General features: G+C 64.8%; 25 protein-coding genes and 2 pseudogenes. 21 read left to right on the top strand and 6 right to left on the bottom strand.

What is annotated here, in order from left to right; all coding sequences use genetic code 11:
- Positions 1-86 precede the first annotated feature (86 nt).
- From AC5Y5B_RS09370 to AC5Y5B_RS09355, 4 genes and pseudogenes are all read left to right on the top strand, one after another.
- Positions 87-818, top strand: a complete 732-nt coding sequence (locus AC5Y5B_RS09370; RefSeq protein ID WP_500005215.1) for an esterase — start codon at positions 87-89, stop codon at positions 816-818.
- Positions 819-845: 27 nt separating this feature from the next.
- Complete coding sequence (locus AC5Y5B_RS09365) at positions 846-1,313, top strand: SgcJ/EcaC family oxidoreductase (protein WP_500005214.1); 468 nt, start codon at positions 846-848, stop codon at positions 1,311-1,313.
- Between the two features lie 42 nt (positions 1,314-1,355).
- Positions 1,356-1,946: an arsinothricin resistance N-acetyltransferase ArsN1 family B gene (locus AC5Y5B_RS09360; protein ID WP_500005213.1), complete on the top strand. Its 591-nt coding sequence runs from the start codon at positions 1,356-1,358 to the stop codon at positions 1,944-1,946.
- A pseudogene (locus tag AC5Y5B_RS09355) lies at positions 1,943-2,901 on the top strand (dipeptidase). The gene AC5Y5B_RS09360 and the pseudogene AC5Y5B_RS09355 overlap by 4 nt, the downstream one beginning before the upstream one ends.
- A 28-nt stretch (positions 2,902-2,929) precedes the next feature.
- On the opposite strand, the gene AC5Y5B_RS09350 reads toward AC5Y5B_RS09355, so the two are convergent.
- Both AC5Y5B_RS09350 and AC5Y5B_RS09345 read right to left on the bottom strand, forming a co-directional pair.
- Complete coding sequence (locus AC5Y5B_RS09350; protein ID WP_500005212.1) at positions 2,930-3,643, bottom strand: Rv1363c family protein; 714 nt, start codon at positions 3,641-3,643, stop codon at positions 2,930-2,932.
- On the bottom strand, positions 3,634-4,239 hold the full coding sequence (locus tag AC5Y5B_RS09345; protein ID WP_112632483.1) for a hypothetical protein: 606 nt from the start codon (positions 4,237-4,239) through the stop codon (positions 3,634-3,636). Before AC5Y5B_RS09345 ends, AC5Y5B_RS09350 begins: the two co-directional genes overlap by 10 nt.
- Before the next feature lie 264 nt (positions 4,240-4,503).
- Between AC5Y5B_RS09345 and AC5Y5B_RS09340 the strand changes: the two genes are divergently transcribed.
- The 13 genes from AC5Y5B_RS09340 (at position 4,504) to AC5Y5B_RS09280 (ending at position 17,232) form a co-directional block, all read left to right on the top strand.
- Complete coding sequence (locus AC5Y5B_RS09340; protein ID WP_112632484.1) at positions 4,504-5,379, top strand: MlaE family ABC transporter permease; 876 nt, start codon at positions 4,504-4,506, stop codon at positions 5,377-5,379.
- Between the two features lies 1 nt (position 5,380).
- A complete protein-coding gene (locus AC5Y5B_RS09335; protein ID WP_112632485.1) occupies positions 5,381-6,238 on the top strand; it encodes an ABC transporter permease in 858 nt (285 codons plus the stop codon).
- Positions 6,239-7,804, top strand: a complete 1,566-nt coding sequence (locus AC5Y5B_RS09330) for an MlaD family protein (protein WP_500005211.1) — start codon at positions 6,239-6,241, stop codon at positions 7,802-7,804. It begins immediately after the preceding gene.
- A complete protein-coding gene (locus tag AC5Y5B_RS09325; RefSeq protein ID WP_112632487.1) occupies positions 7,801-8,880 on the top strand; it encodes an MlaD family protein in 1,080 nt (359 codons plus the stop codon). Before AC5Y5B_RS09330 ends, AC5Y5B_RS09325 begins: the two co-directional genes overlap by 4 nt.
- Positions 8,873-9,919: an MCE family protein gene (locus tag AC5Y5B_RS09320; protein WP_112632488.1), complete on the top strand. Its 1,047-nt coding sequence runs from the start codon at positions 8,873-8,875 to the stop codon at positions 9,917-9,919. The genes AC5Y5B_RS09325 and AC5Y5B_RS09320 overlap by 8 nt, the downstream gene beginning before the upstream one ends.
- The gene (locus AC5Y5B_RS09315) at positions 9,916-11,031 is read left to right on the top strand and encodes an MCE family protein (RefSeq protein WP_500005210.1); all 1,116 of its coding nucleotides are present in this window, start codon (positions 9,916-9,918) and stop codon (positions 11,029-11,031) included. The genes AC5Y5B_RS09320 and AC5Y5B_RS09315 overlap by 4 nt, the downstream gene beginning before the upstream one ends.
- 2 nt (positions 11,032-11,033) lie before the next feature.
- The gene (locus AC5Y5B_RS09310; protein WP_112632490.1) at positions 11,034-12,266 is read left to right on the top strand and encodes an MlaD family protein; all 1,233 of its coding nucleotides are present in this window, start codon (positions 11,034-11,036) and stop codon (positions 12,264-12,266) included.
- The gene (locus tag AC5Y5B_RS09305) at positions 12,263-13,513 is read left to right on the top strand and encodes an MlaD family protein (protein WP_500005209.1); all 1,251 of its coding nucleotides are present in this window, start codon (positions 12,263-12,265) and stop codon (positions 13,511-13,513) included. Before AC5Y5B_RS09310 ends, AC5Y5B_RS09305 begins: the two co-directional genes overlap by 4 nt.
- 36 nt (positions 13,514-13,549) lie before the next feature.
- On the top strand, positions 13,550-14,146 hold the full coding sequence (locus AC5Y5B_RS09300; RefSeq protein ID WP_112632492.1) for an Rv1363c family protein: 597 nt from the start codon (positions 13,550-13,552) through the stop codon (positions 14,144-14,146).
- 12 nt (positions 14,147-14,158) lie between these two features.
- Entirely contained in the window at positions 14,159-14,944 is a 786-nt protein-coding gene (locus AC5Y5B_RS09295; protein ID WP_500005281.1) for a mannan-binding family protein, read from the top strand.
- 162 nt (positions 14,945-15,106) lie between these two features.
- The gene (locus AC5Y5B_RS09290; protein ID WP_500005208.1) at positions 15,107-16,336 is read left to right on the top strand and encodes a TetR/AcrR family transcriptional regulator; all 1,230 of its coding nucleotides are present in this window, start codon (positions 15,107-15,109) and stop codon (positions 16,334-16,336) included.
- 272 nt (positions 16,337-16,608) lie between these two features.
- Positions 16,609-16,833, top strand: a complete 225-nt coding sequence (locus tag AC5Y5B_RS09285; RefSeq protein ID WP_112632533.1) for a hypothetical protein — start codon at positions 16,609-16,611, stop codon at positions 16,831-16,833.
- A 9-nt stretch (positions 16,834-16,842) separates the two neighbouring features.
- Positions 16,843-17,232 carry a hypothetical protein gene (locus tag AC5Y5B_RS09280; protein ID WP_500005207.1) on the top strand — a complete coding sequence of 130 codons (390 nt, stop codon included), beginning with the start codon at positions 16,843-16,845 and terminating at the stop codon, positions 17,230-17,232.
- Positions 17,233-17,271: 39 nt separating this feature from the next.
- Here the strand turns inward: AC5Y5B_RS09280 and AC5Y5B_RS09275 are convergent, their stop codons facing one another.
- The 3 genes from AC5Y5B_RS09275 to AC5Y5B_RS09265 all read right to left on the bottom strand — a co-directional run bounded on the left by AC5Y5B_RS09275 (position 17,272) and on the right by AC5Y5B_RS09265 (position 19,231).
- Entirely contained in the window at positions 17,272-17,439 is a 168-nt protein-coding gene (locus AC5Y5B_RS09275; RefSeq protein WP_165821776.1) for a hypothetical protein, read from the bottom strand.
- A 107-nt stretch (positions 17,440-17,546) separates the two neighbouring features.
- A complete protein-coding gene (locus tag AC5Y5B_RS09270; protein ID WP_112632494.1) occupies positions 17,547-18,236 on the bottom strand; it encodes a class I SAM-dependent methyltransferase in 690 nt (229 codons plus the stop codon).
- A 95-nt stretch (positions 18,237-18,331) separates the two neighbouring features.
- Positions 18,332-19,231, bottom strand: a complete 900-nt coding sequence (locus AC5Y5B_RS09265; RefSeq protein ID WP_500005206.1) for a class I SAM-dependent methyltransferase — start codon at positions 19,229-19,231, stop codon at positions 18,332-18,334.
- A gap of 157 nt (positions 19,232-19,388) precedes the next feature.
- On the opposite strand from AC5Y5B_RS09265, the gene AC5Y5B_RS09260 reads away from it, so the two are divergent.
- From AC5Y5B_RS09260 to AC5Y5B_RS09245, 4 genes are all read left to right on the top strand, one after another.
- The gene (locus AC5Y5B_RS09260) at positions 19,389-19,811 is read left to right on the top strand and encodes a nitroreductase family deazaflavin-dependent oxidoreductase (protein WP_112632495.1); all 423 of its coding nucleotides are present in this window, start codon (positions 19,389-19,391) and stop codon (positions 19,809-19,811) included.
- A 324-nt stretch (positions 19,812-20,135) separates the two neighbouring features.
- On the top strand, positions 20,136-21,644 hold the full coding sequence (locus AC5Y5B_RS09255; RefSeq protein ID WP_500005203.1) for a SulP family inorganic anion transporter: 1,509 nt from the start codon (positions 20,136-20,138) through the stop codon (positions 21,642-21,644).
- Positions 21,645-21,773: 129 nt separating this feature from the next.
- Positions 21,774-22,697, top strand: coding sequence for a 2-hydroxyacid dehydrogenase (locus tag AC5Y5B_RS09250; protein WP_500005280.1), 924 nt, complete (start codon positions 21,774-21,776; stop codon positions 22,695-22,697).
- 151 nt (positions 22,698-22,848) lie between these two features.
- Positions 22,849-23,271 (top strand): ATP-binding protein, encoded by a 423-nt coding sequence (locus AC5Y5B_RS09245; protein ID WP_205869067.1) that lies wholly within the window; start codon positions 22,849-22,851, stop codon positions 23,269-23,271.
- An 18-nt stretch (positions 23,272-23,289) separates the two neighbouring features.
- Here the strand turns inward: AC5Y5B_RS09245 and AC5Y5B_RS09240 are convergent.
- Positions 23,290-24,490: pseudogene (locus AC5Y5B_RS09240) on the bottom strand (cytochrome P450).
- Between the last annotated feature and the right edge of the window lie 150 nt (positions 24,491-24,640).

Here is a 24,640-nt window from a genome sequence, read left to right as displayed (position 1 = left end):
GCCTGCAGCGCCGTTGCCGATAGCTTGTCGACCATCCGTTCATCCCACGCCGCCGATCTGTGAGAATGCATCCTGCGGAATAGGCGATGGAGGCGTGGGTGAACTTTGGCAGCGGGCGTCGTACCGGATGGCGGTGGGTCGCGGCGGCAATCTTTGCATCGGCTGCCGCGTTGACGTGCCCTACCGTCGCCCGCGCGGACGCGCAGCTGTGCAACCCGGCGAGCGTCGATGCGAATCAAATGTGTCACTTCGACGCCTCGGGTCCACTGTCGGACATCAGCATGGTGTTTCCGGCGAACTATCCCGATGAGCAGGCGATGATCGGCTATCTGAACAAGGTCACCGACGACTTCGGCAATGCCCGCGGACCACTGAACACGCTGAAATCGCCGACTGCGCTGAAGGTCACCGGCACCCGGTACAGCTCGGGCCCCCAGGCGACAGGTACCCAGTCGGTCGTCACCGAGATCTATCAGAACCTCGGCGCTGCCCATCCGCTGGTGTGGTACAGATCCTTCAACTTCAATCTGGCCAACCAGCAGCCGATCACCTTCGACGCGTTGTTCCGGCCGGAAACTCAACCGCTGCAAACAATCATGCCGATCGTGCAGAAGACGCTGGCAGACCGGTATCGGGCGACGGTGTCGATTCCGCCGGCCACCGGACTCCAGCCGACCAACTACCAGAGTTTCGCGATCACCAATGACGCGATCGTGTTCTTCTTTGATCAGAACGCGTTGCAGCCGGCGATGGAGGCGACGCAAGTATCGGTGCCGCGCAACGCGATCGCGTCGATGCTCAACCCCGAGATCGCCTAGCCGGATTACCCAGCTGCGGGAGGCATCATGACAAGCGGTGACCAGCGCTCCGACGAGCAGGCCATTCGGGCACTCGTCGACCAGCAGGTAAAGGCCTGGGCCGCAAGCGATCCCGCGGGCTACGCAAGCGTCTTCACGACCGATGCGGACTACGCAAGCGTCTTCACGACCGATGCGGACTACATCACCTTTCTGGGCAGCCAGCACGTGGGGCGCGATGCCATCGCGGCATCGTATGTTCCGCTGTTCAGGAAGCTCCTCAAGGGAACACAGCTGCGGGTAGACATCACCCGAGTCCGATTCCTCACCCCCGACATCGCCCTGATCCACGCGAACGCGTCGGTTCTCAGAGCGGGACGACGGCCAAACCGGCGCAACGCCCGCGTGAACACCAGCGTGGCCGTGCGGACGGACGGTCGCTGGCAACTCGTCGCCTCGCAAAACACCGCACACCGGTGGCTCGCCGAAAAGCTCATGACTAAATTGTTTTCCTGAACATCACCGCCCGACTAGCGTGGTGTGGCCATGAGGGTGCGAATGGCCACGCCGCAGGATGCAACCGCGGTGGCGCAGATCTATCTGCCGTATGTACGCGACACGGCGATCTCCTTCGAGGTGACGCCCCCAGGTGCCGAGGAGATGCGCTTCCGTATCACCACGACGCTGGCGCGTCTGCCGTGGCTGGTCACCACCGACGGTGACGGCGTCAAGGGCTTTGCCTACGCCAGCCCGCACCGGGCGCGCGAGGCCTATCGCTGGTCCGTTGACGTCTCGCTGTACCTGGACGAATCGGTTCACCGCCACGGCCACGGCCGCAGGCTTTACGCCGCGCTGTTCAATGTCCTTGCCGCGCAGGGCTATGTCAACGCGTATGCGGGCATCGCGCTACCCAATGCCGCCAGCGTGGGCTTGCATGAGGCGCTGGGCTTCACCCCCGTCGGCACCTTCCGCGGCGTGGGGTTCAAACACGAAACGTGGTGGGACGTCGGCTGGTGGCAGCGCCGGTTGCTCGAACCGCCCCCGGCACCGCGAGAGCCGTTGGCCTGGTCCGAGCTACCCGATAACGCCATCCGCTCGGCCCTCGCCGCGCACCCGGATCGCGGTTCCACGGCAGGACGCGCTCGATGACCACCCTGCTGTGGGACCAGCACACGTGTCTACCGCTCAAAACGGACGCCGACATCGACCCGCTGACCCGCTACCAACGTGGCGCTGGCACATTGCTTTCGGTCAACGCCGGCTATTCACCGCACAGCTTCAGCGATGCCGCGGCGCTCTTGCGGCACTATCGTGACGCGATCGCGGGCCACCCCGACCTCGTATTAGCGACCACCATCGCCGATGTGGACGCCGCGACGGTGGCGGGGCGCATCGCGGTGGTGTTCGACCTGGAAGACTCACGCCCGCTCGACGACGATCTCGAGAATGTGCAAAGGCTGGCCGATCTCGGCGTACGCACGCTGTTGCCCACGTATAACAACGCGAACCGCGCCGGCAGGGGGTGCCTCGACCACACCGATGGCGGCCTGACCGCGTGGGGCCGTGCCGTCATCGCCGAGCTGAACGCCGCCGGCATCGTCCCGGATGGGTCGCATTGCAGCGCTCGCACCGGTCTCGATATGTGCGAGGTATCCACGGGACCAGTCATTTACAGCCATTCGTGCATGCGAACACTCTGGGATCACCCCCGTGATATCACTGACGATCAGGCGCGGGCCTGTGCGGAGACCGGCGGTGTCGTCGGCATCACCGATGTCGGCATCTTCCTGGGGCCCAACACCCCCCACCCTGGAAGCGATGACACGGCATCTGGAATATGCCGTCGGCCTGATCGGCGGCGAGCACGTCGGGATCAGTACCGACTTCTCCTTCGACGCCGCCGATTTCAACGACGAACTCGAACGCAATCCCGAGCTGTTCGATGAACAGCTACACCCGTTGGGGTCCAATCCAGTGGATGGCGCCCGAAACATTCCTGATGCTCGGCGCGCACCTCCACCGCAGGGGATGGAGCCCCAGCGACATCGATGCCGTGCTCGGCGGAAACTTCTACCGGGTGGCTCGACGCGCCTGGCGTCCTTGAGCATGAAGGGCCTCGAAGGGCACCAGCCTCAAGGCAACTCGACCCTACTGGCCAGCCAGCGGCCGTCCACCTTCTCCATGGTCATCCGGACCCGGCTGCGGTCCAGCTGAGGTGCCGGGGCGGACCCGTTGCTCACCGACTGGTCGACGAAGAGCACGACGTCCACCTTGTCCTCGGTCGCGGACTGGACCGCGGCTTCGATCACACTCCCGTGCGCCGCCGCCTTGTTATCGATGAGCGTCTGGCGCAGCTGGGCACTGGATTTCGTGTACATGTCTTTGAATTCACCGGTTGAGCCGTCGAGGACGTCGGTGAAGTTCTTGTCAATCGCATTGGTGTCCACGCTGGTGAGTGTGAGGATGTACTTCTTCGCCGCGGCAAGCGCCTGGGCTGCCGCGACTTCCTTCTGGTGGTGCTGAAACAACAGCCAACCCTCATACCCCGACCCCGTGAGGGCGACGGCCAACACCGCCGCGGTGGCCCAGCGAACACCAGTGGCGCGTCGGTACTTTCGAGCGCCCGGGCGCTCGTCGGCCGGGCGCTCGGCGTCATCGCTCGTATCCGGTGAGGCGTCGGCGGGTGTCGCGTCGTCGCCGGCCTCGTCGGTCTCGGCGTCGGGGGCTGCCGGCGGACGGGTCACGCCATCTTCGATAGCGGCGGCGGTGCGGCGAAAGCGATTTACCAACCACGTCCGTGGGCTGCCGGCTGGGCGTAGTGCTGGGTGGTGATTCATCAGTTGCATGCGCCGGAGTCGCGAAGCGAGTTCGCCCAGCCGGTGGCCGAGACGATGTTCGCGTGGGTGACTCCCGACGGATCCTTTCTCTCGATGCTATCGCTGATGCGTGACAGTTGAAATGTCAAGTGCACCAACGCTTCGCCGCCGTATACCGGCGAGTACGGCCCGAAGTTGTCGGGCTGGTTGGTGATGATCAGTGGCTTCACTCGAGGCGCCAGGAACGCCGTCGACTGGTCGATGTTGGTGACCACGGCGCGGGCGTTGTCCTGCACGCCGCCGATCGAGTAGTCGTCATGCTGGTCGCCGAGATAGCGGTTGAAATCGTTGATCTCGCCCATCAGCGGATCGAACTGCGCCTTGAACCACTGGCACGAGTCCGACATTCCGCCGATCATCTCCGGTGTCACCCGCGCCGTGAAGGTGTTGTACGGCCAGATGTCGAAGTTCGGTGACCATTCGCTAGGCGCCGGGGTGAACACGGGCAATGGCGGCGGCTGGCCGGGATCGGCGGCGGCATGCCCCGAAAGCGTTAAGGCAACGACCAGTGCCGGCGCGGCGCACGATAGGCAGCCACCCGCTCGTCGCCACCTCGTCAGATCCATCCGCCCTTCCCCCGGAAATACGGTATCCCGCGGTCGCCGAATACCGAACCACCAATCTGGAGCCGAAATGCCGATTAACATCGGCACCATGATAGGCGATCCTCTCGCGAAGCAACCGATGCGTCAAGGGCCGCGACCAGGGCCTGCGCGCGAACAACTACTAGCCACTACGCGGGATCGCGCCGAAGCCCGACGACAAGCTGTCCACACGTGTCCGAATTCGGACCTTCCACAGAAGCTGAGCAGCGGTTAACATAGCCTCCCGTGGCGGCACAGCGAACGTTCACCGACCAGTCTCGGCACCCGCGAGCGGCCGACAGCGTGGCCACTATCCAGGAGTGGTCCGCGGGATACGTCGTGCGGCACCCCCTGGCCTCACTCAACACCCTCGGCGAGCAGTACATCCTCGCGCTCCGCACCATCGAGTACTGCGTGGTCGACCTGTTCACCGGGCGCTTCCAATGGACCGAGTTCATCCGCCAGGGCGCATTCATGGCTGCCACGGCGGTGCTGCCGACGGTGTTGGTGGCGCTGCCGATCGGGGTGACCCTGTCCATCCAATTCGCCCTGCTGGCCAACCAAGTCGGTGCGACGTCACTCGCCGGAGCCGCCAGTGGACTCGCGGTCATCCGTCAGGCCGCCTCGCTGGTGGCCGCAGTCCTCATGGCGTCCGCCGTCGGTTCCGCGATCACCGCCGACCTCGGTTCCCGCACCATGCGCGAGGAGACCGACGCCATGGAAGTGATGGGTGTTTCGGTAATCCGCCGGTTGGTCGTGCCCCGCTTCGTCGCGGCCGTCATGGTAGGGGTCGCCCTGACCGGAATCACCTGCTTCGTTGGGTTTTTGGCCAGCTATCTGTTCAACGTCTATTTTCAGCGCGGCGCGCCGGGGAGCTTCGTGGCGACATTCTCGTCGTTCGCCACCACCGAAGACATGATCGTAGCTCTGATCAAGGCCGTCATCTACGGCGCTATTGTGGCCGTAATCGCCTGTCAAAAAGGGCTTTTCACCACGGGCGGCCCCGCGGGTGTCGCGAATTCGGTTAACGCCGCGGTGGTCGAATCGATCCTGGTGCTGATGATCGTCAACGTCGGGATCAGCGAGCTCTACAACGCGCTGTATCCCAGGACGGGGTTGTGACATGACGGCCTCCGCGTACGTCCCGACGCTAGCCCGCCCGATCGTCGGCGCCTACCGCGCCGCCGCCGCCCCGACGATGCGCTTGGGGCACATGATGGTGTTCTTCGGACGGGCGGTGCTCGCCGTACCGTCCGTGCTGCGTCAGTACCGCGCGGAATTCCTGCAACTGCTGTCGAACATCGCCTGGGGCAACGGCTCGATCGTGGTCGGCGGCGGGACGGCCGGTGTCGCGGTGGTGCTCGGCTTCACCGCGGGCGCTCTCGTCGCCGTCGAGGGATACAACTTCCTCAATCTGCTCGGCTTGGGTCCAGCGACCGGCATCATCTCGTCGCTGGTCAACACCCGGGAGTTGGCGCCGATCATGGCTTCGCTGGCCTTCGCGATGCAGGCCGGCTGCCGCTTCACCGCACAGCTGGGTGCCATGCGCATTGCCGAGGAGGTCGATGCCCTGGAATCGTTGGCTATCCGCCCCATCCCCTTCCTGGTCACGACGCGGCTGATGGCCTCCGTGATCGCGGTCATCCCGCTTTACATCGCATGCCTGGCGGTGACCTACCTGACGTGCCAGGTGGTCGCCGAGGTGATCAGCGGTGGATCCATCGGTCCATACCTGCACTACTTCACGATGATGCTGAATGCCAAAGATATTGCCTATTCGGTGCTCAAATGTGTTGTCTTCGTGTGGCTGTCGTCTACCGTGCAGTGCTATTATGGCTTCTACGCCACGGGCGGCCCCGAGGGCGTTGGGGTGGCAGCCGGGCACGCCATGCGGGCGAGCATCACCGTCGTGATCATGGTCAACATGTTGCTCACCATGGCACTGTGGAGCATCGACGCGGGCGCGAGATTCGGTGGCTGAATGCCGAATTCGCTAGATTTCGACGGGCGGGGACCCTCCGATCATCAGCTGCTGGCCATGGGCGTCACGGTATTGCTGATCGCGGGACTGGTTACCGGCGCCCTGCTGTTGAAGTCCACCGGACGACTCAATGACTACATCCGCGTCGTCGCCGAGCTGACCAATGTGGGTGACGGCCTGCCCGCCCGCTCGGATGTGAAGTATCACGGGTTGCTCGTCGGCGCCGTGGACAACGTCGTCCCGTCGGCCTACGGCAAACCCAACTACGTGCACATCAACCTCAAACCCGAATACGCCCAGGATATTCCGGACGCCGTCAGTGCGCGCGTGGTACCCAGCAACGTGTTCGCGGTGTCATCGGTGCAACTCGTCGACGGCGGTCCCGGTGCGAGCATCCGCAGCGGGGCGCGCATCCCCGAAGACCAGCAGCTTTCGACGGTGATCTTCCAGACGACCATCAGCAAGCTGCGTGACATTCTCGCCGCCACGGGCCGGGGCCGCGAGGACCACAGCGTCGGACTTCTGGCCGCCGTGGCGGCCGCGACGAACAACCGCCGGGGTGCGTTGCTCACCGCGGGTGCGCAATTGACTCGGGTGCTCGACGAGCTCAACTCCATCGTCGCCGCCGATCCCGGTCCCTCCACAGTCTCCGCGCTGTTGGATGCCACACGGGGTCTGCAGTCCACCGCGCCCGACCTCGTCGATGTCCTGCATGACGCGGTCAAACCGATGCAGACGCTCGCCGAGAAGCGTGAGCAATTTCGCGCGCTGGTCACCGGTTCACAGCACACCATCGGGGTCAACCGGCAAGCGTTCGACAACCACACCGATCAACTGATCGAGATGACGCAGAACCTCACACCGGTCCTGGGCGTGTTCGCCTTGCACAGCGACAAGTTCGTGCCCATCTTCACTCGATTGAACCGGTTGTCGGACAAGTTCTTTGAAGAGGTGTGGGATCCCGAATTCGACACGGGAAACATGCGGGTCAATCTGGCGCTGACACCGACCTACACCTACACCCGCGCTGACTGCCCGCGCTACGGCCAGTTACTGGGCCCCAGTTGTTATACCGCCCCCACTATCGCGGTCCGGCCCGACCTGCCCGAAGTTCTGTTACCGCAGAACTATCACCCGCCCGCGGATCTGTCGCCGCCCTCGGGCACCCAGGTCGGCCCCGACGGCAACCTCGTTCCGGTCGGACCGCCCCTGTACAACCCGAACCCAAGCCTGCAAGACCCCAACCCGCCTTTGCCGTGGTGGCCGTGGCCCATCGGTCCGGCCCCCCGAGTACCGGGGACCGCCAACCCCGACGACGCCCCGTCACCTCCGCCGGGTCCATCGCCGGTTCCCAACCCCGGCCCGCCCGGTGTGGCCGCGCCGTCGGGCTATGGCGGCAACGTCGGACCCGTTGGCAGCCAATACGAACGCGACCAACTCGGCTTGATCACCGGCCAGGGACGCCCCGCGTCGGTAGCGACCCAACTGCTGCTCGGCCCGGTGGCCCGCGGTACGTCCGTCTCGCTGAAACCCGCGCAATCACAGCCAGCGGGCGGACCGAGATGAAAGCACGGGGACCATTGATCGGCCTGTCGATCTTCATGGCGATCGCCGTCGCCGTGACGTGGATGGTCTACGCCACCCTGCGACGTGACGTGGCCGAACCGACCACGCCTTACGCGGCGATGTTCACCGACGTCTACGGATTACGCATCGGCGACGACGTCCGGATGGCCGGCGTGCGGGTCGGGCGCGTCGAAAACATCGAACTCACCGGCAAACTGGCGAAAGTCGCGTTCATCGTCGAAAACGACCAGCACCTGTACGGCAACACCGTCGCATCGGTGACCTATCAGAACATCATCGGGCAGCGGTACCTAGGCTTGTCGCTGGGCGAAACCGGTAACAGGGGAACACTTTCCGCCGGAAGCGTGATACCGGTGCAGCAGACGGACCCCTCCTTTGACGTCGGCAAGCTGCTCAACGGCTTCGAGCCGCTGTTCACCCTGCTCAATGCCAAGGACGCCGATGACCTGACCAAGGGCGTCCTGCAGTCACTGCAGGGTGATCGGGCATCCATCCCGCTACTGGTGGAGCAGACCTCGTCGATCACGCGGACATTGTCTGCCCGCGATCAATCGCTGGGCGATCTCATCAGCAGCCTCACGAAAGTCACCGACACCGTTGCCCGCCAAAACGACGACCTCGACCATGCGCTCGACCAAACCCGCGACGCGGTGGCCAATTTCGACGACCGCCGCGCGGCCCTACAGGACTCCGTGGGTTCGATCGCACGGGTGACCCGTCGGCTCTCGGCGATCGCCGACGACGTGGATCCGTCATTAAACGAACTCATCACCCGCGAGCCGGGGTTCAGCAAGCACATGGTCGGCATCGAACCTCAGCTGGCCTTCACCGGAGATAACCTCCCGCTGCTGCTCAAGGGTTTCGCGCGCGCCGTCAGCGAGGGCTCCTACGGCAATGCCTACGCGTGCGACCTTAACGCCACCGGCTTCTTCCCTGGGCTCAACGACATCACGACATTCATCGTCAACGCGGCCACCCCCGGCAACGCCTATCCGATCACCACAAAGAACATGGGGTGGCATACCCCGCGATGCAGGAACATGGCCAATGGCTGAGTCATTCAAGGCGTGGTGGTCGCGGCGTCGTCCGCTGGAGTCGTACAACAGGACCTGGCTGGGGCTGGCGGGCCTGGCGCTGGTCGCCGTCCTCGTCGCGGTGTCGTTGGGAATCAAGCTGCTCGGTATCGGTTACACCCACTACACCGCCGAATTCCTGCAAGCCGCGACGCTTCGACCCGGCAACCCCATCACCATCGCGGGCATCGAGGTGGGGCACGTCACCAGCATGAAGCTCGACGGCGACCACGTCGAAGCCGGGTTAAGCGTCCGCAACAACATCGCCCTCGGCAAGGACACCCGAGCGGTGATCAAGGTGATGACCATTCTTGGTTCGCGCTATCTCGAGCTGGTGCCCGACGGCCCGGGCTCCCTGCCGGCCAAGACGATCAGCCTGAGCCAGACCGAGGTGCCCTACGATCTGCAGTCACTACTCGAGGACGCGACCACCACCTTCGAACAGGTCGATTCCGACCAGTTCGCGCAGTCCCTCGCGGTGCTGGGCAAGCAGCTCGGTGGCGTGCCGCCGCTGGTACCACAGGCGGTCGCGAATCTGCAGACCCTGTCGACCATCACCGCCGACCGTCGAGGCCAACTCGGGACGCTGCTGAAAAGCACTCAGCGAGTGGTTAATACGCTGCGCCGCCAGCAGACCAATATCGGCCATCTGATGGATCAAGGCCAGGATCTGCTCGGCCACCTAGTTGCCCGCGAGGCTACCTTTCACGCCATGTTCGCCGGACTCACGGACCTGGTCGATCAGCTCGACAAGGTCGTCGTCAACAACCGGCCGCTGCTCGACGAGCTGTTCGCCAATCTGCACCAACTCACGAACATGGTCGGCCAGCACGACGACTTGCTGCGCAACCTGCTGCAGGTCGCCCCGGTGACGCTGCGCGGTCTGACCAACGCCACCGGCTATGGTCCGGTCGTCGAGTTCAACCTTCCCAACGGTCTGGCAATCGATTCGTGGATGTGCGCCATCAGCGGGCGCGCCAAAGAATTCAAGATGATCCAGTATTTCAAGGACTGCAAATGACCAACGGCAGGCGCAAACTCATCGCCGTGGGCGTCGCGGTCGCGGCGTTGGCCGCCGTCGCCATCGGGTTGGTCGGCCACTACGTGAAGTCGCGTCTGGACACCATGACGGTAATCGCGCAATTCGACAGCGCCGCGGGACTTTACGAGGGAAACGTGGTGGCGGTGCTGGGGATGCCGGTGGGTAAGGTCAGCAAGGTCACGTCCAAAGGCAGCTACGTCGAGGCCGAGTTGACGGTGGACGAGAAGGTCAAGATCCCGGCGGCCGCCCGTGCGGTCACCATCACCACCTCCATCCTCACCGACCGGCAGGTGGAACTGACTCCGCCCTACCGGGGCGGCCCGGTGCTGAGGAACCACGACACGATCGGCCTGACCCGAACCAAGACGCCGGTGGCTTTTGATCGCGTACTGGACATGCTCGACAAGGTGTCTAAATCGCTGAAGGGTGACGGAAAGGGTGGGGGACCCGTCGCCGACCTGAGTGACTCCGCGGTCGCGATCACCGACGGCAACGGCAAGAAGATCCTGTCTGCTCTCGACCAGCTTTCGAACGCGCTGCGCCTCAGCTCCGAGCGCGGCGGGACCACGCGCGAGCAGTTGACCACGATCATCACCGACCTCAGTTCGATAACCGAGGCCGCGGCGCGCAGCGACACCAAACTACGCCAATTCGGTTCGACGACACGCCAACTCAGCCAGATGGTCGCCGACGAGAAGTTCGGTACCGGCGCCACCGGGCGGACCATCAACCGAATCCTCGAAGAAGTCACCACACTGATCGAGCAGAACCGGGAGAACCTCAAGCAGGCGGTCCGCAACGGCGACACCGTCGCCAAGACGATCGTCGAGGATCAGCGCGGAGTATCCGAAATGCTCGACGTGCTTCCGATGACGCTGGAAAACCTCTACAACACCGTCGATCGGAACAACGGTGCGATACGGGTGCACGGGCTGCTCGACAAGGCCCTCACCGACAGCCAGTCCGCCAAGGAACTCTGCAATCTCATGCACTTGCGCCAACTCGGCTGCAGCACAGGCACACTGCAAGACTACGGACCCGATTTCGGCCTGACCTACATTCTCGATGGTCTCTCGGCGATGGGGCAGTGACGATGAATCTGGTCAAGCGCAAGACGCTGGCAGTGGCGCTCAGCGCAGTCATGGTCAGTTCCGGCTGCGCCACCAACGGGCTGTCCAGCCTGCCGCTGCCCGCACCGGGAATCGGCAGCGGTGGATATCTGCTCAACGCGGTCTTCTCCAACGCGTTGAACCTTCCTGCCCACGCAAAAGTCAAACTCGCCGGCGCCGACGTCGGACAGCTCGAATCGATGGTCGCGCTCAACTACACCGCGGTCATCACGCTGCGCATCATGGACGGCGTGCGCGTCCCCGTCGGCAGCACCGCAGAGCTGCGATCGGCGACACCGCTTGGCGACGTGTTCGTCGCGATCAAGCCACCGACCCCGATGGACCCTGGCGCGCCACTGCTGAAAAGCGGTGACACCATCGACCTGCCGGCGACGCGGGCCGCCGCCACCGTGGAGAGCGTGCTGAGCTCGGCCGCGCTGCTGGTCAACGGCGGGGCGGTCCGCAACTTCACCAATGTCGTGAACGGTGCCGGCAAGGCCACCGGCGATCAGGGACGTGCGTTCGGCGACCTGATCAACCGGACCAATCTGCTGCTGAGCAAGCTCAATTCGCGCTCGGAGCAGATCGATTCGGCGGTAACCGAAACGGCGGGACTCGCCGACCGGCTCGAACAGAAGGATCAGGCGCTCACCGACATCCTGCAAGCCGTCGGCCCGGCGACTAACGTGTTGTCCAGCGATGCCGACGAAATCGCCGACGTGGTCGACGAGCTCGGAGCCACGACTCATCAGCTGTCCAAATTCCCGTCGGTCGCCGGCACCGACAAGACGGGCCGCAGTGTCATCAAGGACGCCAACACGATCGCCGCCGCATGGAATGACGTCGTGTTGAGCCCCGATACCACCCTCGCCGGTCTCAACAGGTTGATACCGCCGTTCGTGAAAGCCACACCCAGCGACGCCATTTCGGTGCGCGGCAGCTTCGATCGGCTGGTCATGGGCTCGCGGCCCGGTACCGGTGCGGAGACCGGGGGATTCAAGGGCGATCCCGCCTTTCATGGGCCTATGCGCCGAGACTGGAACTACATGATCGGATCCATCAAATACGTCCTGTGGCGCCTGCAAGAACGGGTCGTCGGCCGAGGTCCGCAAACGCCGACGGGCCAAAGCCCCTGGACGCCGGTCGGCCCGCCGCTTCCGCCGGCACCCGCCGGCCAGGCGCCGCCGGATCCCATGGTTCCGGAGCCATCGCGGTGATCGACACCCTCGGCCGGTTCATCGTCGGCGCGGTCAAAGCGGGGCACCGGCGGCGTGCCTGGCTATCCGGCCTCGCGCTGGCCCTCACCCTCGTGGTCGGCGTGACGTACCTGGCGATCGGGGCGCTGCGGATCAATCCCTTGGAGTCGACCTACCGGGTCACCATCCGGCTCCCCGAATCCGGTGGGCTGCTGGCCAACCAAGACGTAGCGGTCAGGGGGATCCGGGTCGGGAGGATCCAATCGCTGCGGGCCACACCCACCGGCGTCGACGTGATCGCCAACATCGACGCGGACGCCAAGATCCCCACCGCCAGCCCCGTCCGAGTATCCGGCCTGTCCCCTGCCGGGGAGCAGTACATCGACTTCGAGCCCGCATCCAACGCCGGGCCGTTCCTGTCGAACGGCAGCGTGGTCGGCCCACAGCACACCGCGACACCCATTCCGCTGTCACAAGTGCTCGCCGACGCGGACGGGTTACTGGCCCAAACCGACTCGAAGAAACTCGAAATCGTCAAGCGTGAAATGAGTTTGAGCAACGAAGGGCCGCAGAAGCTCACTGACATCATCGACGGTGCCACCTTTCTGCTGTCGACAATTGACCCGGTGCTGCCGCAGACCGTGAGCATGCTCAAAACCAGCCGGGTGGTGCTGACCACGCTGTCCGATAAGAATGCCGGGCTCGGCGCCACGTCGCGCAATATCGGGGACTTCATGACCGGCGTCAACAAAATGGACGGTGGCTACCGCAGATTCGTCGATCAAACCTCGCCCGCCCTGTCCTCGGTGGACAACCTGTTCGACGACAATTCCGACACCATGGTCGGGTTGCTGGCCAATCTGGTTACCACCGCGCGGATCGTCTATCTGCGTGTGCCTGCGCTCGATGCGGTCTTCCCCGACTACCGCGGTTCGACACTCGAGGCCCTGATGACGGCCATTCACGAGCACGGGCTGTGGCTGACCGCCGACATCTACCCGCGCTATACCTGCGATTACGGCACCCCGCGACGGCCGTCGTCATCCGCGGACTACCCCGAGCCCTTCCTGTACACCTACTGCCGCGACGATGACCCCCAGGTGTTGATCCGGGGCGCCAAGAATGCTCCCCGACCGGGTGGCGACGACACCGCGGGTCCACCGCCCGGCGCCGACCTAGGCAAGACCGCCGATCCAACGCCCAAGGGGCGCTTCACCATCCCCACCCCGTACGGCGGACCGACCCTGCCGATAGAGCCGCCCCGCTAATCCCACGAGCCTTCACGACCCCAAGGAGACACCGCCGTGACGCCGACCGCCGACCACGATCGCAGTACGAGCGAAGACATCGAGACATCGCCTGACGACGAGCAGAAAACTTCCGCGGAGACTGACGGGTCTGACGTGAACGCCCACGCGGGGCGGTGGAAGCGTCGCGGCCGGATCGCAGTGGCCGCGGCCGTGTTCGCCGGAACGTTCGCCCTGGCGGGCGGATTGGGCTGGAAGCTGTGCGACGAGCACGCGGTGGACCAGGCCGGGCAGGCGGCCCTGCGGACCGCGATCGACTACGCCCAGGTGCTGACCAGTATCGATTCCGGTCAGGTCGACCAGAACTTCTCGGCCGTACTCAACGGGGCCACAGGGGATTTCAAGGAGACGTACACCAAAGCCAGCGCGCAGCTTCGCCAGATGCTCATCGACAACAAAGCCGCGGCGCATGGCACCGTGGTGGACTCGGCGATTCAATCGCAAACCAAGACCAAGGTGGTCGTGCTGTTGATGGTCGACCAAACCGTCAGCAACGCCGTGCGCCCGGACGGCCGGGTTGACCGGAGCCGGATGAAGATCACCATGGAGAACGTCACCGGCCGCTGGCTGGCCAGCAAAGTCGAACTGCCCTAGGACGTTTCGGTGATGCGGGTGATTCGGCTCTCGGCCAGTGTGGCGATGCTGGCAGCCGTGGTGTTGAGCGCACCGAGGGCATCGGCCTCGGCGCAGTCGTTTTGCGGCGAGCTCGGCGGTGATTGGGACGGGCAGTACTGCCACACGTCGGTGTTGTCCGAGCGGAAGGCCGTCCGGGACATCAAGATGGCGCTGCCCGGCGATCTGGTCGAGAACCCCACCAGCGGCCCGCCCATCCGTGAATACCTGCGAAACCTGATGAACAACTGGCGCAGCAAAGGCGCGTCGATGGTCCAAGACAGCTGGGGGGAGGAGAACTATCAGGTGTTCACGCACGGGCGCGCACTCAGCGTGGCCTTCCACGAGGACTACCACGCCGACGGCCCGGCATTTAACAACGCGTATCGGACGTTTACCTTCGACATGGCGGGCGGGAGGCGGTTGCAGCTGGCCGACATCACCAGACCGGGCCTTGACCCACTGACCGCAGTTCCACCGTTGGCCGAACCGTTCATTCAGGACGCACTGGACCACGCCGCATGGCAGCACAATCCGGGAACGTATCCGTTCACCCTCGATCGGTGGACACCGGACAAGGTCTTCTCGGGCGGCTACAAGGCGTGGGCGCTCACACCGGATGAGCTGATCCTGTATATGCCGGACTACCCCGTGGGGCACGATTCCCCAATCCAGTACGGGCAGGCGGAGCAGTGGTCGATGGACGGGGGCTCCGTGGAGCCGCACATTCCGCTCAGCGCACTTAGCTCGATCCTGCGCCCGGAATTCGGCGGGGCGTAACGGGGCCAGACGTCCGATGACCTCGGGCACGACGCTGCGCCCGGCCGCAGGTGGTCAGCCTGCCGGCTCGGTGATTTCGGTTGTCTACCGACCGCCCGGACGGCCCCTGCTGCGGCTACGGTGATCAGTATGCCCTCGGCTAGCCGCTCGTCCGCAGATCAAGTGAGGCGGCGCCCGAAGGACCGCAAGCTTCAGATCGCCCGTGCCGCCACCGATGCGTTCAGCGAATTGGGCTATCACGCGGTCAGTATGGAAAACATCGCGGCGCGGGTCGGAATCTCCGCGGCCGCACTGTACCGACACTCGCAAGGCAAATACGACCTGTTCCGCGACGTCTTCTTGGCACTGGGGCAGCAACTGGTCGACGCCACCGCGTTCGCCGACGATTTGCCCGCCGATGGCGACCCCCAGGAGCAACTCGGCGCCCTCATCAGGGCGCTGATCGACAGCACGATTGTCAATCGCACCGCCGGTGGGCTATATCGGTGGGAGGGCCGCTATCTGCGCGGCGATGACCAGCGCGCGCTGGCCGATCAAATCAAGTTGATCAACCGGCGCCTGCAGCGGCCACTGATGAGACTTCGACCGAAACTCACCTCACGCCAACGCTGGATCTTGTCGGCGGCCACACTGAGCGTCATCGGCAGCATCACCGACCACCGGTCCCGGCTAGGCAACTCCGAGATCCGCGCGGCGCTGGCCGACATCTCGGGCGCGGTGTTGCGGGCCGACTTGCCGCCGCAACGTGGTCGCGGACTCGAGCAGCCCCGGGCGGCGACGCTGACCAGTGCGGCCGGAAGCTATGAGCTGCTCTTGCACGAATCGATGCGCCTGTTCAACGAGCGCGGCTATCGCGAAACCGGGATGGAGGACATCGCCGCGGCGGTTGGCATTCCGGTTGCCAGCATCTATCAATACTTTCCGGGGAAGGCCGCCATTCTGGCGGTCTATTACAGGCGCGCTGCCGATCAACTCTCCGGCGACCTGTCCAGCATCTTGGCCACCAACGCCGACCCGGAACAGGCGCTCGCACAACTCATCGAGGCCTACGTCAACCGGTCGTTCGCCAACCCCGAATTGGCATGCGTCTATTACACCGAGCGTCACAATCTGCCCGACACGGACGCGGTGCTGCTGTACAACATTCAGCGTTCCACCGTCGAATCTTGGGCCAGCCTCGCGGTCGCGGCCAGGCCGGAACTTACCCTCGGCCGCGCGCGATACGCCGTCCACGCCGCGTTCGCGCTTGCGGTGGACATCGGGCGCCTGGTGTATCCCGACGCCAGTGTGGCCGCCGGCCTCACGGTGCGCCGCCTGATGGAGGTCACGGTGCTGGGACGGCCGGCCAAAACTTCCCGCGATACGCCTCGCGCCGCCCGTCAACGCCGCTGACATGACTTCGCGGGATGTCCGCGACAGAATCCAGTTAAACTTGTTTCTTAAAATTGAGTCCCCGGGATGCAGTCACGCAGACCGAAGAGCACCTTGCGGCACCATATCTGAGCTTCCGGCTGCGGGCGTCTATCGGGCCCGCGGCACTACCAAATCAACCGAACAGCCATTAACATAGAGAGGTCTTGTCCGCACGCCGGGACGCGGCGGGTCCTCATCGCATCGGTGTAGGGCGGCTTCGAATCCGGCAGCGCCGTGTGAAAGGCATGCCCATGCTGAGCAGAATTCGCACAGTGCTCGAGTATCAACTGACCATCGCCGAACTGTTGGGCCTGGCGATACTGTTAGGTACGCCGTACCTGATCGTCGGCGTCATCTGGTCGAGCACCCACACCCAGCATCTGCACGACATGCACGGCGTCGATTTGGTGGTCTCTTTCCTCGGCTCGATCGTGTCATGGCCGGTGTTGCTTTTCGCCAACGTCTGCATGACCTAGGGGGCGCGCATGACCAACCGGGGACCGCTGCTCGTCTCCGCTGCTGTGGTGTTGTTGGCCGGGGGTCTCTTCGCGCTGTACTTGCCGGTCTTCATCGCCGCCTTCGATCAGTACGGCTGGCAGGTCAAGTGCGGCAGCGGCTTTACGACCGACCTGACTCAAGCGTCCACCGCGGTCGGCGCGGTGGGCGGCAACTTCGTCGACCAATGCGGTAACGCGCTCTTGGTTAGACGGTTGTGGGCCATCCCCGCTGCGGCACTGGGCGGGTTGACGTTGATGTGGCGGGCAGGATTGGTGCTTGTTCACGATTACCGACGCTCGACACCGGAAGGGCCACAAGCGCACTCGGCACCATCGCGCCCGGCCGTAGCTTCCCTCCGCGAAATACCCTGCCTGTGACGGGGTTCAGTGGACCGATTGCCCGCCGACGAATGGCGACTACCGCGTGCTCTCGTCGGGCAGGTCGTGTCGGGACTGGTGCAACCCGGGCCCGTCCGGATCCTCGTCCTGGTGCTCGAGCTGCTCCTGCAGCTTGCGCTGTTCCTCGGTCGCCTTTCGAGCGTCCTCGGGCGCTGCGGGCGGGTCGAAATTGACTTGCTGATCCACCGAGATCTCCTCTGAACGTCTGCGATGTCTTCGTCAGGTTCGCCCGAATGACGAGCGTTGAAACCCGCGCAGCCGCCGACACCGACCGTGCCGCTCAGACGCGCGCGTCAGCCGAGGTGAGCGGACAGTAACCAGGCGCCCACGGACTTGCGGCCGTTGTCCTCGTCGCGAATGTCGGCGCCGGCGAAGGCCTGGAAGCCGGACAGAAAGCTCTCGGGCACGTTGGCATGGATGCGGGCCGGCCGGATGTCGTCGATCACCCAGTACTTCGAGACCACCTCGCGCAGCTCATCTTCGGTGACCGCATTGACGGGCCCGTCGGCGGGCATCGCGGCGCGGTCGAAGACGAGCACAAAGTACGAGGCGCCCGGCGCTGCCGCCCGCACGATCGACTGCTGATAGCCCTCACGCAGTTCCACGGGCATCGAATGGAAAAGCGTGCTGTCGACGATGGTTCCAAAGCGGCCGTCGTAGCCGGTGAAGGAGCTGATGTCCGCGACCTCGAAGGTGGCGCTGGTCAGGCCTCGCCGGGCCGCTTTTTCCGTCGCCAGCGCGATGGCGGTGGGGGATTGGTCCAGTCCCACCGTGGTGAATCCCCGCTCGGCGAGGTACATCGACACGGCCGCCTCACCGCAACCGGCGTCGAGCACGTCGCCGTGGAATTTGCCCTCGTCGATGAGGGCCGCGATCTCTGGCTGCGGCTCGCCGATGCTCCACGGCGGCCGGTTGCCCTCGCCCATTTCGGGAGCCTCGCCCCGGTAGGCGGATTCGAACATCTCTTGCGTGGGTTGGGTCATGCCATCGTTTATATCAACGCGCCTGATACATGTCAATCAGGCTGATATAAGGGGCGGCCGTCGTCACGCGGTGAAAGAGCCGTCGGACGGCTTAACTACTTGAGGGTCGCCGTCAGGTAGCCCGAAGCGTCGCCGAATGAGGCCAATTCGTCGTTCGGCACTGCGAACCCGTGCGCGGCAAATGCCTGCTCGGTTGTCCGGATATCGATGTCCCAACCACGCGCGGCCAGGTATTCGGCGGCGGTGTTGCGCTCGCCGGTGTAGAACAGCTCGGCCAGATCAATACTCGAGCCGATCCGCCGAGACCGTTCGGTCAACTTCTGCGCCCAGTCCGAGGGGATGTTGCTCAGGTCCAGGTGTTCGGCGGCAATCCGGCTGCCCGGCGCCGAAACGGCCGCAATGCTGTCGAATAAGCGGTCTTGCGCCTCGGGCGGTAGGTAGACGAGCAGCCCCTCGGCGCTCCAGGCGGTCGGCTGCGCAGGATCGAATCCGGCGGCGGCCAGCGCCGACGGCCAGTCTTCGCGCAGGTCGATCGACACCGTGCGGCGCTCCGCGCCGGGGGTGGCGCCCAGGTCGGCCAGGGTCCGCGTCTTGAACTCGATCACCTCGGGTTGGTCGATCTCGTATACGACCGTGCCCGCAGGCCAGGGCAGCCGATAGGCCCTGGTGTCCAACCCGGAGGCCAAAATCACCGCTTGCTTGATGCCCGATTCGGTCGCTTGAACGAAGAAGTCATCGAAGAACCGGGTGCGCACCGTGATCTGCTCTTTCACGGCCTGACGGTTCAGCAGCGGATCGTCGCTGCGGTCGATCCGGTTGTCGAGCAGCTTGACGAAGGTGTCGCTGCCGACTGCGCGGACGAGGGGGTCGGCCCACGGGTCATTCAATAAGGCCTCCGGCGGGCTGGAGGCGATCGCCCGCTGCGCGGCCACCGCGGTTGCGGTCGCTCCCACGCTGGACGCCAGGTCCCAGGTGTCGTTCTCGGTGCGGGCCACGCCCGTCTCCTCTCCGCGACCGCCGCGCAATTAGTTAGCTCGTATAAGTTGACGACTCGACTGTACGCCTGATTGCGGGAACCGGCGTTCGAGCGGGGCCGGTGGGTGGAACGGGCCCCGGGAATGGAGTCGCGGACCCCAGGTGTTCGGTGTAGGTATGGCTGACGAAATCGAGTTGAGCCCCAGGGGCTGGGTCCGCGACCAGACCGAACAGATCTTGAATCAGGGCACCACCGACGGAGTCGAGGTTTTCGACCGGCCGATCGTGTTGCTGACCGTCACCGGGGCGAAGTCCGGCAGGCAGCGCTATGTACCGCTGATGCGGGTCGAAAAGGATGGCCGCTACGTCATTGTCGCGTCACACGGCGGGGCCCCCGAACACCCACTGTGGTACTTCAACCTGAAGGCGAATCCGGCCGTGACGCTGCAGGACGGCGACAAGGTGCTCAGGCTGACGGCGCGCGAGCTCGAGGGCGCCGAGCGCGAGCAGTGGTGGCAGCGGGCCGTTGAGGCCTTTCCGCCCTACGCGGAATACAAGGCGAAAACCGCACGGCAGATTCCGGTTTTCGTTCTCGAATAACCACTTTCCACCGGATGGCGCTGCTGCCAGTAGCGGCCACCGAAAAATTTGCATTCGATATGCGCCCGGCCCGTCCGGTTGACCCCTTTGCGGCCGCCCACTTACCTTCGAACGCATAGGCCAGGCAAGCCCAGCCGAACAATGACGTTCGTGGCACTTGAAACCGCCTGTGCTATGCGGCTTTTACGTATTACCGACCTGCCGTGACCCGGGCGGATATCTAAATGCCCACCGCTTACGACCAATTCGGGAAGGCCGGTGCACAACGTGAAACAGCCACGTCGACAGGACACGGTAGATGCTGCCCCGTCCCGGATCGACCGGATGCGAGAGACGCTTCGATACGACCTGCCTGCCTCGCTGGTGGTATTTTTGGTCGCCCTTCCGCTGTCACTCGGGATCGCGATCGCCTCGGACGCACCGGTTCTCGCGGGGTTGATAGCGGCGATTGTCGGAGGCGTGGTCGCGGGTTGGATCGGCGGCTCCCCGCTGCAGGTGAGCGGCCCTGCCGCGGGGCTGACCGTTGTGGTCGCGGACCTGGTGTCCCAGTTCGGGTGGGCCATAACATGTTTCATCACCGTGATTGCCGGGGCCCTGCAAGTCCTGTTGGGCTTCAGCAAGATCGCCCGGGCCGCCCTGGCGATCTCGCCCGTCGTGGTGCATGCCATGCTGGCGGGCATCGGAATCACGATCGCCCTGCAGCAAGTTCATGTATTGCTGGGAGGCGCTTCGAAAAGCTCGGCCTGGAGCAATGTCACCGGCCTGCCCGCCCAGATTCTCGATGCGCACCGCCCCGGAGTTGTCCTGGGCCTGCTGGTGATCGCGATTCTGGTTGCCTGGCGCTGGGTTCCGGCAAGGGTGGCCAGCATCCCGGGCCCGCTGGTGGCGATCGTGACGGTCACCGCTATCTCGATGATCTTCCCCTTCCACGTGTCCCGGATCGTCCTGGAGGGCTCCGTCCTCGAGGCGTTGCGGTTACCGTCGCTGCCGCACGGGAATTGGGGAGCCGTCGCCATCGCCGTCATCACGGTCACCTTGATCACCAGCGTGCAGAGTCTGCTGACCGCGGTGTCGATCGACCGAATGCACACCGGAGCGCGGACCGACTTCAACCGCGAGCTGATCGGGCAGGGTGCGGCCAACATCGCGTCGGGCGCCATCGGCGGGCTTCCCATCGCCGGTGTCATCGTGCGCAGCGCGGCCAACGTGAACGCCGGCGCGAAAACGCGCGCATCGACCATCCTGCACGGCATTTGGATATTGCTGTTCGCCGTGCCCTTCGCGGGACTGGTCGAAGAGATACCCACGGCGGCGCTTGCCGGCCTGCTCATCGTCATCGGCATCGAATTGCTCAAGCCTGCGCACATCGAAACCGCTTTGCGCAACGGCGATCTCGCCGTCTACCTGGTGACCGTGACCAGCGTCGTCTTCCTCAATCTGCTGCACGGCGTCATGATCGGACTCGCGCTCGCCGTCGTCATCACCGGGTGGCGGGTGGTGCGAGCCAGGATCGAGGCCAAGCCCGTCGGGGACGGATGGCACGTCATCGTCGAAGGCGCGTGCACCTTCCTGGCGCTGCCCCGGCTGACCGGCGTGCTGGCGTCCGTTCCCGAACGGACGTCGGTCACGATCCACCTGCTGACGAACTATCTCGATCACGCCGCGCACCAAGCGATCAGCGACTGGCAACGACGGCACTGCGCTACCGGTGGGCAGGTCCATATCCGAGACACGGTCGAAGCGGCTGAGCCCGCGCCGAAGCGACCGACCGCCGGCCGCCGCAACGCGCATTTGAGCCTGGTCGAGGAGTTGTCCGCGGCGGGCAGCCGGTAAAACCGGCGCGCTAGTGCGAGTGGTCGCTTGCCGGGCCGTGCCCCGGCGCTCGGCCGGCCCGATGGCGCCGTCGAGCATGATGAAGGCGTGACGGCGAAGAAGGTCAGCGGGGTGCTCAGGGTCGGCGAGATGGAGCCGACCTTCGCAGAAGAGCTGTCCGCCAGGTATGCGATTCCGCAGCTGCCCGGTGGTGGCGCGCGCACGCCGTTCCTGGCCGAACATGGCGCCGACGTGCGCGTGCTGGTGACGTCGGGATCGCCCGGCGTCGATGCGGACACCATGGCGGCGCTGCCCAATTTGGAGGTCATCGTCAACAACGGGGCCGGGGTGGATCTGATCGATCTGGAGGCGGCCAAACGCCGTGGCATCGGTGTGAGCAATACCCCTGACGTGTTGTCGGACACAGTCGCCGACACCGCGGTGGGCCTGATCCTGATGACGCTGCGCCGTTTCTGCGCCGCAGACCGCTACGTCCGCGCGGGCAGATGGGCACGCGAGGGCCCGTTTCCCTACGCCAGGGACGTGAGCGGCCTCCAGGTCGGCATCCTGGGACTGGGCCGGATCGGGTCGGCGATCGCGACCCGGCTGCTCGGATTCGACTGCGCCATCGCGTATCACAACCGCCGCCGCATCGAGGGGTCACCGTTCCGCTATGCCGAGTCGCCCCTAGAGCTCGCCGAGTCGGTGGACGTCCTGGTCGTCGCGACCACGGGCGACCGCAAAACGCGCAAGTTGGTCGACCGCGCGGTGCTGCGGGCTCTGGGGCCCGAGGGTTACCTGATCAACATCGCGCGGGGCAGCGTGGTCGACGAGGACGCACTGGTGGAATTGCTGGCCGCGGGTGAACTGGCAGGCGCGGGCCTGGACGTCTTCGCGGAGGAACCGCAGGTACCGGCCGAATTATTCGGCCTGGACAACGTTGTGCTTCTTCCGCATATCGGCAGCGCCACCGCGCGCACCCGGCGTGCCATGGCACTGCTGGCGATCCGCAATCTCGACAGCTACCTCGGCACGGGCGAGCTGGTCACACCGGTCCTCTCGCCGCGCCCTTAGCGCCTGCCGAACTGTGTGCGGCGCCATGACCTGCTCATTCGGGACGGCTATCGATCTGTGGCCGAAGCGATACTCGCAGAAGGTTATTGACCCAACTGCAACTGGGTATGCGGCTGTCATGAGTCCACTACAGCCGGAGACCGCCGCGCCGGTGCGGCTGACGCTCGCCGGCACAGCCCGCCCCGATACGGTGGCGAAGTGGCGTCGTGCGCTGCAACGGTGGCTGCAGCAAGAGGTGCACGCGCCAGAAGAGATCCTCGAGGACGTCGTCCTGGGAGTCAACGAAGCGCTGGCGAATTGCGTTGAGCACGCGTATCGGTCGCATCACCAGGTTGGTGTCATGAAACTGCAGGCCAGCTACGACCCGGTCGCCGAGTCGATCCGGGTGTGCGTCAGCGACCGGGGCAGTTGGCGCAACCCCTCGTCGAGGCAGTCGAACGATCCGCACTCGTCGCGCGGCATCATGCTCATGCACCGCCTGTCGGATCACTGCACCATCCATGCCCGGCCCAACGGCACCAGCGTCTACCTGGATTACGCGACCGACGCGGAGCTTGCTGGTCAGCGGCAATGAACCGGCGAACCACCCCGGTCAGGCACCGGAGCGCCCGGTCGGCGTGAATGCGACCGGCATTTTTTCCAGACCACTGACGAAGTTGGCCGGCCGCAGCGGAAGTGGGTCCGGTGACGCCAGCCGCATTATCCGGAAGGCGTTTCAGCAATCGCTCGAGCATCATCGACAGTTCCAGGCGGGCCAGCTGATTGCCGAGACAGAAGTGGGTGCCGAACCCGAACGCCAGGTGGTTGTTGGGGTAGCGGTCGATCCGGAAGTTCTCCGGATCGCCGAACACCACTTCGTCGAAGTTCGCCGATTCGAACAGCAAAATGATCTTCTCGCCGGCTTTGAGGTGCGTGCCGTGGAAGTCGACATCCGACGTCATGGTGCGGGCCATGTTCTTCACGGGGGCGGTCCAGCGCAGCATTTCCTCGATCGCGTTGGGTAGCAGGGCGAGGTCGTTGACCAGTTGCCGGTGCTGTTGCGGGTGGCGCAGGATCTGCGCGGTGCCGCCGGACAGAGTGTGCCGAGTCGTCTCGTCACCGCCGATGAGCAATAACAACACCTCGGTGACGATCTCGTGGTCGGCCAGCCTCTCGCCGTCCACCTCGGCATGCACCAGCACGCTGACCAGGTCGTCGGTCGGCTCCGCCTTGCGCGCCGCAATCATGTCCGTCATGTATTCGGTATAGGCGGCGAATGCGTCCACCGAGACCTGAAAATCCTCCTGCGCGGTCGTGCTGCTGAGCAAGGTCACCATGTCGTCGGACCAGCGAAGGAACATCTGGCGTTCCTCCGGAAGCACCCCGAGCATGTCGCCGATCACCGCCATGGGAAGCGGAGCCGCGAGGTCCCAGACGAAGTCGCACTCGCCTCGTTCACAGACGTTGTCGATCAACGCATCGCATAGCGCGCCGATCGAGTGCTCCCTGTCCTTGACGCGTTTGCGGGTGAAGCCCGCGTTGACCAGCTTGCGCCGCAGCAGGTGTGCGGGATCGTCCATCGCGATCATCATCGGCGGTGCGTCCTGGTCCGGCCGGATACCGCCGGCGTTGGAGAACAACTCCGGTGCGCGCTCGGCGTCGATCACCGCCTGGTAGGTCGCCGCGGCGGCCAGGCCGTTGCGATCCCGGAAGACCGGCTCGTTTTCGCGCATCCACCGATAGACCGGTCGCGAGTCGCCCGCGTAGAAGGCGCCGTCGGTCAGATCGACGTCGGGCCGCTGCTGGCCGCGCATATCAGTAGTGCTTGGCACGGTCGCCCCTTCTCCCGCATGCTCCGAGTTACCGTGGACCTTACAGTAGGTGATGTGATATTCCCACAAAAGACGCCGCTGCTGCGATTGGTGCGCAGTAAGGACCGGCTGGTGGAAGCGCGCGCCGAACCA

This window comes from Mycobacterium sp. NGS33, assembly GCF_059812885.1.
This window is presented reverse-complemented; position numbering and strand designations above follow the sequence as displayed.